The sequence below is a fragment of the Bradyrhizobium sp. genome, assembly GCF_035309285.1.
Classification (GTDB): Bacteria; Pseudomonadota; Alphaproteobacteria; order Rhizobiales; family Xanthobacteraceae; genus Bradyrhizobium.
The window spans coordinates 19912-27052 of the sequence record NZ_DATGFH010000147.1 but is presented as its reverse complement, the minus strand read 5'-3'; the positions used below and the strand labels follow the sequence as shown (position 1 = coordinate 27052).

The following is a 7141-nucleotide window of genomic DNA, read 5'->3' as shown; positions in this document are numbered from 1 at the left end:
CCGTCATGGGCGTGCTGTTCCTCGCCGGCGTCACGGTCACCTATTGGGCCGAGGCCAACGGCACCCCCGCGCTCCACGCGCTGGGGCTCACCGGCGGCAACATGGAAGGCAAGGAAGTTCGCTTCGGCATCGTTGCCTCCTCGCTGTTCGCCGTGATCACCACGGCCGCTTCCTGCGGCGCGGTCAACGCCATGCATGACAGCTTCACCGCGCTCGGCGGCATGATTCCGCTGATCAATATTCAACTCGGTGAGATCATCGTTGGCGGCGTCGGCGCCGGTATGTACGGCATGCTGCTGTTCGTGGTGCTGGCGATCTTTGTCGCCGGCCTGATGGTCGGCCGTACACCGGAATATGTCGGCAAGAAGATCGAGGCGCGCGAGGTCAAGATGGCGATGCTCGCGATTCTGGTGCTGCCGCTGATGATACTCGGCTGGACCGCAGTCGCCGTGGTGCTGCCGTCGGCAGTGGCCTCGATGGCCAATGCGGGGCCGCACGGCTTCACCGAGGTGCTCTATGCCTTCACGTCCGCGACCGGCAACAACGGCTCGGCTTTTGCGGGGCTGTCCGGCAACACCTTCTTCTACAACCTGACGCTTGCGAGCGCGATGTTCGTCGGTCGTTTCTTCATGATCGTGCCGGCGATGGCGATCGCGGGCTCGCTTGCGGAGAAGAAGTCGATCCCAGCCTCGATGGGCACCTTCCCGACGACGGGCGGCCTGTTCGTCGGCCTCGTCGTCGGCGTCATCCTGATCATCGGCGGCCTCACCTTCTTCCCGGCGCTCGCGCTCGGTCCCATCGTCGAGCATCTCGCTGGCAACGCCAACACCCTGTTCTGATCCGGAGCGACCTCCATGGAAACCATGAAATTGCAGAAGCGCTCGTCGATGTCGACGATGCTGGATCCGAAGATCCTCAACCCCGCGATCCGGGCGTCCTTCGTCAAGCTGCATCCGCGGGCGATGATCAAGAACCCCGTGATGTTCGTGGTCGAGATCGTGGCCGCGCTGACCACAGTGATCTTCCTGCGCGACCTTGCAACCGGCGGCGAGCATCTCGGCTTTACTTTCCAGATCATCGTGTGGCTCTGGTTCACCGTGCTGTTTGCGAATTTCGCCGAGGCCGTGGCAGAGGGCCGCGGCAAGGCTCAGGCCGACTCGCTGCGTAAGACCCGCACCGAGAGCCAGGCCAAGCTGCTCTCGGGCTCGGATGGCACGATTCGCCTCGTGCCCGGCACCAGCCTGAAGGTCGGCGACATCGTGCTGGTCGAGGCCGGTGACAACATCCCCTCCGATGGCGAGGTGATCGAAGGCGTGGCCTCCGTGAACGAAGCGGCCATCACCGGTGAGTCCGCGCCGGTGATCCGCGAGTCCGGCGGCGACCGTTCGGCGGTGACAGGTGGCACGCAGGTGCTGTCCGACTGGATCAAGGTGCGCATCACGGCAGCCCAGGGCTCGACCTTCATCGACCGCATGATCAGGCTGGTCGAGGGCGCCGAGCGGCAGAAGACGCCGAACGAGATCGCGCTCAACATCCTGCTCGCGGGCCTGACCATCATCTTCGTGTTCGCGACCGTGACGATCCCGAGCTATGCGGCCTATGCCGGCGGCTCGATCTCGGTCGTGGTGCTGGTGGCGCTGTTCGTGACGTTGATCCCGACCACCATCGGCGCGCTGCTGTCTGCGATCGGTATCGCCGGTATGGACCGCCTGGTGCGCTTCAACGTGCTCGCGATGTCCGGCCGCGCCGTCGAAGCGGCCGGCGACGTCGACACGTTGCTCCTGGACAAGACCGGCACCATCACGCTCGGCAACCGCCAGGCGACCGCCTTCCGTGCGGTGCGCGGCGTGACCGAGCAGGAGCTTGCCAACGCGGCCCAGCTCGCCTCGCTCGCCGACGAGACGCCCGAGGGCCGTTCCATCGTCGTGCTGGCCAAGGAGAAATACGGCATCCGCGGCCGTGACATGGCCGAGCTTGGCGCCACCTTCATCCCGTTCACGGCGCAGACCCGCATGAGCGGCGTCGATGCCGGCGGTTCGTCGGTGCGAAAGGGCGCGGTCGAAGCAATCCTCAATTATGTGTCGGGCGGCGGCTCGCAGCCGGTGGCCAGCGGCAACACGGTGCGCTCGTTGCAGCCGCTGCTGAACTCCGATGTTGGCCGCGAACTGCAGTCGATTGCGGACGAGATCGCGAAATCCGGCGGCACGCCGCTGGCGGTCGCGAAAGACGGCCGCCTGCTTGGCGTGATCCAGCTCAAGGATATCGTCAACGGCGGCATCCGCGAGCGCTTTGCCGAGCTTCGCCGCATGGGCATCCGCACTGTCATGATCACCGGTGACAACCCGATGACGGCAGCGGCGATCGCGGCGGAAGCCGGCGTCGACGATTTCCTGGCGCAGGCCACGCCCGAGGACAAGCTGAAGCTGATCCGCGACGAGCAGGCCAAGGGCAAGCTGGTGGCGATGTGCGGCGACGGCACCAATGACGCGCCGGCGCTGGCGCAGGCCGACGTTGGTGTCGCCATGAACACCGGCACGCAGGCGGCGCGCGAGGCCGGCAACATGGTCGACCTTGATTCCAACCCGACCAAGCTGATCGAGGTGGTGGAAATCGGCAAGCAGCTCCTGATGACCCGCGGCACGCTGACGACGTTCTCGATCGCGAACGACGTAGCGAAGTATTTCGCCATCATCCCGGCGATGTTCCTGGCATTCTACCCGCAGCTCAAGGTGCTCAACATCATGAACCTGTCGAGCCCGCAGAGCGCCATCCTGTCGGCCATCATCTTCAACGCGCTGATCATCATCGCGCTGATTCCGCTGGCGCTGAAAGGCGTCGCCTATCGCGCCATCGGTGCCGGCGCGCTGCTCCGCCGCAACCTGATGATCTACGGCGTCGGTGGCATCGTCATTCCCTTTGTTGGCATCAAGGCGATCGACCTCGTCGTCGCCGCCTTGCACCTGGCTTAACGGCAACCATCCTTGCGAGCGAAGCGAAGCAATCCAGAACCATCGCCGGACCACCAATGTGGATTGCTTCGTCGCTTCGCTCCACGCAATGACGAGGAGACTTAGGAGACCAAAATGTTACGAGAAATCCGTCCCGCCATCCTCCTCCTGCTCGCGCTCACTTTGATCACGGGCCTGGCCTACCCGCTTGCTATCACCGCAGTCGCCGGCGTGATCTTTCCGAAGCAGGCCGAAGGCAGCCTGATCGAAAGGGACGGCAAGGTCGTCGGCTCTGCCCTGATCGGGCAGGAGTTCAAGAGCGACAAATATTTCCATGGTCGGCCGTCGGCGACTACGGCGCCCGATCCGAACGACTCGACCAAGACGGTGCCTGCGCCCTACAACGCAGCCAATTCCGGTGGCTCCAACCTGGGCCCGACCAGCAAGGCGCTGAACGACCGGATCAAGGAAGACGTCGCGAAACTGAAGGCGGACAATCCTTCCCAGCCCGTGCCGGTCGACCTCGTCACCACCTCGGCCAGCGGGCTTGATCCGGACATCTCGCCGGAAGCCGCCCTGTTCCAGGCGCCACGGGTCGCCAAGGCCCGCAACCTGTCGGAGGACAAGGTCCGCGAGCTCGTTACCGAGAATACCCAGGGCCGCCTTGGCGGTCTGCTCGGTGAACCCCGCGTTAACGTCCTGGCCCTGAATCTGGCGCTCGATGCGGCCTCCAAATAGGCGAGGCTAGGCCCAGCCCTCAGCCCCGCTTATATTGGCCGCATGGCAAATCAGCGCCGTGATCCCGAACAACGCCCCTCGCCGGAAGCCCTCCTGGAGGCGGTCCGGCGGGAGGAAAGTCCTCTTGGCAAGCTGAAGATCTTTGTCGGCGCCGCCCCAGGCGTCGGCAAGACCTACGAGATGCTGCAAAGCGCCCACGCCAAGCTGAAGGCGGGCGCCGATGTCGTGGTCGGCTATGTCGAGACCCATGGCCGCGCGGAAACCGAGGCGCTGCTGCGAGGGCTCGAAGTCATCCCGCGCAAGCGCATGGAGTACAAGGACCAGATCCTGGAGGAGATGGACCTGGACGCCGTGATCGCGCGGCATCCGCAGATCGCGCTCGTCGACGAGCTCGCGCACACCAACGTCGCCGGCAGCCGCCATCCCAAGCGCTATCTCGACGTGGAAGAGCTGCTCTCCCACGGCATCGACGTCTATACCGCGGTCAACGTCCAGCACATCGAGAGCCTCAACGACGTCGTCGCCCAGATCACCCATGTGCGGGTGCGCGAGACGGTGCCGGACTCGATCTTCGACCGCGCCGACGCGATCGAGCTGATCGACCTCACGCCGGATGACCTGATCCAGCGGCTGAAGGAGGGCAAGGTCTACGTCCCCAAGCAGGCCGAGCGCGCGCTGGAGCATTATTTCTCGCCGGGCAATCTGACGGCGCTGCGCGAGCTCGCGCTGCGGCGTACCGCCGATCGCGTCGACGAGCAACTCCTGAACCATATGCAGGCCAACGCCATTGCCGGGCCCTGGGCGGCGGGCGAGCGCATCCTGGTCTGCGTCAGCGAGGATCCGCGCGCGGCCGGGCTGGTGCGCTACACCAAGCGAGTGGCCGACCGCGTGCACGCGCCGTGGACGGCGATCTCGATCGAGACGCGGCGCAGCCTGCAGCTTTCCGATGAGCAGCGTGACCGTCTCGCCGATACGCTGCGACTTGCCGAAGCGCTCGGCGCCGAGGCGATCACCATTCCCGGCGTCGGACGCCGAATCGCCGACGACATCATCAGCTTCGCTCACGCCAACAACGTGACGCAGATCATCATCGGCAAGTCCACGCGCTCGCGCTGGTTCGAGATCGTGCAGGGCTCGGTGGTGCATGATCTGGTGCGGCGCGCCGGCAATATCAGCGTCAACGTCATTGCCGGCGACGAATTGCCGCCGGGGCCCGCCAGCAAGCCTGCGGTGCAGACGGCGGCGCGGATCGAGCCGTTCAATCCGCGGCCCTATCTGATAGCGCTTCTGATCACCGCGCTCAGCCTCGGCGTCGCAGCGGCGATCAAGCCGCACTTTGGCGTCGAGAACGTCGATCTCGTCTTCATCACCGCAGTGGTGATCGTTGCCGTCCGTTTTGGATTGTGGCCATCGCTGCTTGCGAGCGTCATCGCATCGCTCTGCTACAACTTCTTCTTTCTGCCGCCCATCTACACCTTCACCATTGCCGACCCAACCAACATCGCGGCGTTCTTCTTCTTTATGGTCGTTGCAATTCTGGTCTCCAACGTCGCCGGCCGGGTACGCACCCAGGCCGACACCGCGATCGGCCGCATCCGGATGACCGAACAGCTCCATGCCTTCAGCCGCAAGCTCGCCGGCACGGCGACGCTCGACGACGTGTTGTGGGCAACCGCTTATCAGATAGCGCTGATGCTGAAGGTGCGCGTGGTGCTTCTGCTGCCCGAGGACGGCATGCTGACGGTGAAAGCCGGCTATCCGCCGGAGGACGAACTTGATCAGGCCGATCTCGCTGCGGCGAACTGGGCCTGGAGCAACGACCGTTCGGCCGGGCGCGGCTCGGACACGCTGCCCGGCGCCAAGCGGCTGTTCCTGCCGATGCGCACCGGGCGCGGGTCGATCGGCGTGATCGGCATCGACGATGACCGCACCGGGCCGTTGCTGACACCGGACCAGCGCCGCCTCCTGGATGCGCTGGTCGACCAGGGCGCGCTCGCGATCGAGCGAGTGCTGCTGGTGGAGGACATGGACAAGGTGAAGCGCACGGTGGAATCGGAGCGATTGCGCTCGGCGCTGCTCACCTCGATCTCGCACGACCTCAAGACGCCGCTCGCCTCCGTGCTCGGGGCCGCCTCGACCATGCGCGATCTCGCCAGCAATCTGTCGGACATCGAGAAGCGCGACCTGCTTGCGACCGTGATCGACGAATCGGAGCGACTCAACCGTTTCATCGCCAATCTGCTCGACATGACCAAGCTGGAATCCGGCGCCATCGTGCCCAACACGGCGCTGCACGATATCGGCGAAATCGTCGGCAGCGCCTTGCACCGCGCCGGCAAGATCCTCGCACGACACAAGGTCTCGCTGGAATTGGCCGCCGACCTGCCGATGCTCGAGCTCGATGCCGTGCTGTTCGAGCAGGTGCTATTCAACCTGTTCGACAACGCCGCGAAATATTCCCCGCCGGACAGCACGATCTCGATCAGAAGCGTTCGCGAGAAGGGCTTTGTTGTGCTGCAGATAGCCGACGAGGGGGAGGGGATTCCGCCGACCGAGCTCGAAAGCGTGTTCGACAAATTCTACCGGGTGCAAAAGGGCGATCACGTCCGGCCCGGCACCGGCCTGGGGCTCGCGATCTCACGCGGCTTTGTCGAGGCGATGCGAGGACGGATCAGCGCGGCGAACCGCGGTGATCGCCGCGGCGCCGTGATCACCATCCGCCTGCCGGTGCCGGCCGGCGCCGACGCATTGGATACCGCCGCATGAACGCGCCATCGATCAAGGTGCTCGTCATCGACGACGAACCCCCGATCCGCAAGTTGCTGCGGTTGGGGCTCTCGACGCAGGGCTACGAAATCCTGGAGGCACCCAACGGCAAGACGGCGCTGGAGTTTCTGACGCAGCATCCGGCGCTGATCATCCTCGATCTCGGCCTGCCCGATATCCAGGGCCATGAGCTCCTGCGCACCATTCGCTCGCGCAACGAGGCAGTACCCATCGTGGTGCTGTCGAGCCGCGGCGACGAAGCCGGCAAGGTGCAGGCGCTCGACCTTGGCGCCGACGACTATCTGACCAAGCCGTTCGGCATGGATGAACTCCTGGCGCGCCTGCGCGCGGCGCTGCGGCATCAATTGCAGGCCCACGGCGAGCGGCCGGTGTTTCGCTCCGGCGACCTCTCGGTCGACCTGGTGCGCCGCATCGTCAAGGTCGGCGAGCGCGAGATCAAGCTGTCGCCGAAGGAATACGACTTGCTCCGCGTGCTGGTGCAGCACGCCGGCAAGGTCTTGACCCATCGCTTCCTGCTGAAGGAATTGTGGGATGAATTGACGGATGCGCAGTATTTGCGCGTCTATGTGCGGCAGCTCCGCCAGAAGATCGAGGCCGATCCGGAGCGCCCGCAGTTCGTGCTGACCGAGACCGGCATCGGCTATCGCCTTCGCGCTGCGGACTAGGCT

At 65.0% G+C, this 7141-nt stretch carries 5 protein-coding genes; all 5 read left to right on the top strand.

Going from position 1 to position 7141, the window contains the following annotated elements:
* The coding region (locus tag VKR55_RS27365; RefSeq protein ID WP_324408326.1) for a potassium-transporting ATPase subunit KdpA at nucleotides 1-839 on the top strand (839 nt) is incomplete at its 5' end.
* Nucleotides 840-854: 15 nt separating this feature from the next.
* Nucleotides 855-2969, top strand: a complete 2115-nt coding sequence (kdpB, locus tag VKR55_RS27360) for a potassium-transporting ATPase subunit KdpB (RefSeq protein ID WP_324408324.1) — start codon at nucleotides 855-857, stop codon at nucleotides 2967-2969.
* Between the two features lie 114 nt (nucleotides 2970-3083).
* Entirely contained in the window at nucleotides 3084-3686 is a 603-nt protein-coding gene (locus tag VKR55_RS27355) for a K(+)-transporting ATPase subunit C (RefSeq protein ID WP_324408323.1), read from the top strand.
* A 42-nt stretch (nucleotides 3687-3728) separates the two neighbouring features.
* Nucleotides 3729-6452 (top strand): sensor histidine kinase KdpD, encoded by a 2724-nt coding sequence (locus VKR55_RS27350; protein WP_324408322.1) that lies wholly within the window; start codon nucleotides 3729-3731, stop codon nucleotides 6450-6452.
* On the top strand, nucleotides 6449-7138 hold the full coding sequence (locus tag VKR55_RS27345; RefSeq protein ID WP_324408321.1) for a response regulator transcription factor: 690 nt from the start codon (nucleotides 6449-6451) through the stop codon (nucleotides 7136-7138). Before VKR55_RS27350 ends, VKR55_RS27345 begins: the two co-directional genes overlap by 4 nt.
* Nucleotides 7139-7141: the final 3 nt, after the last annotated feature.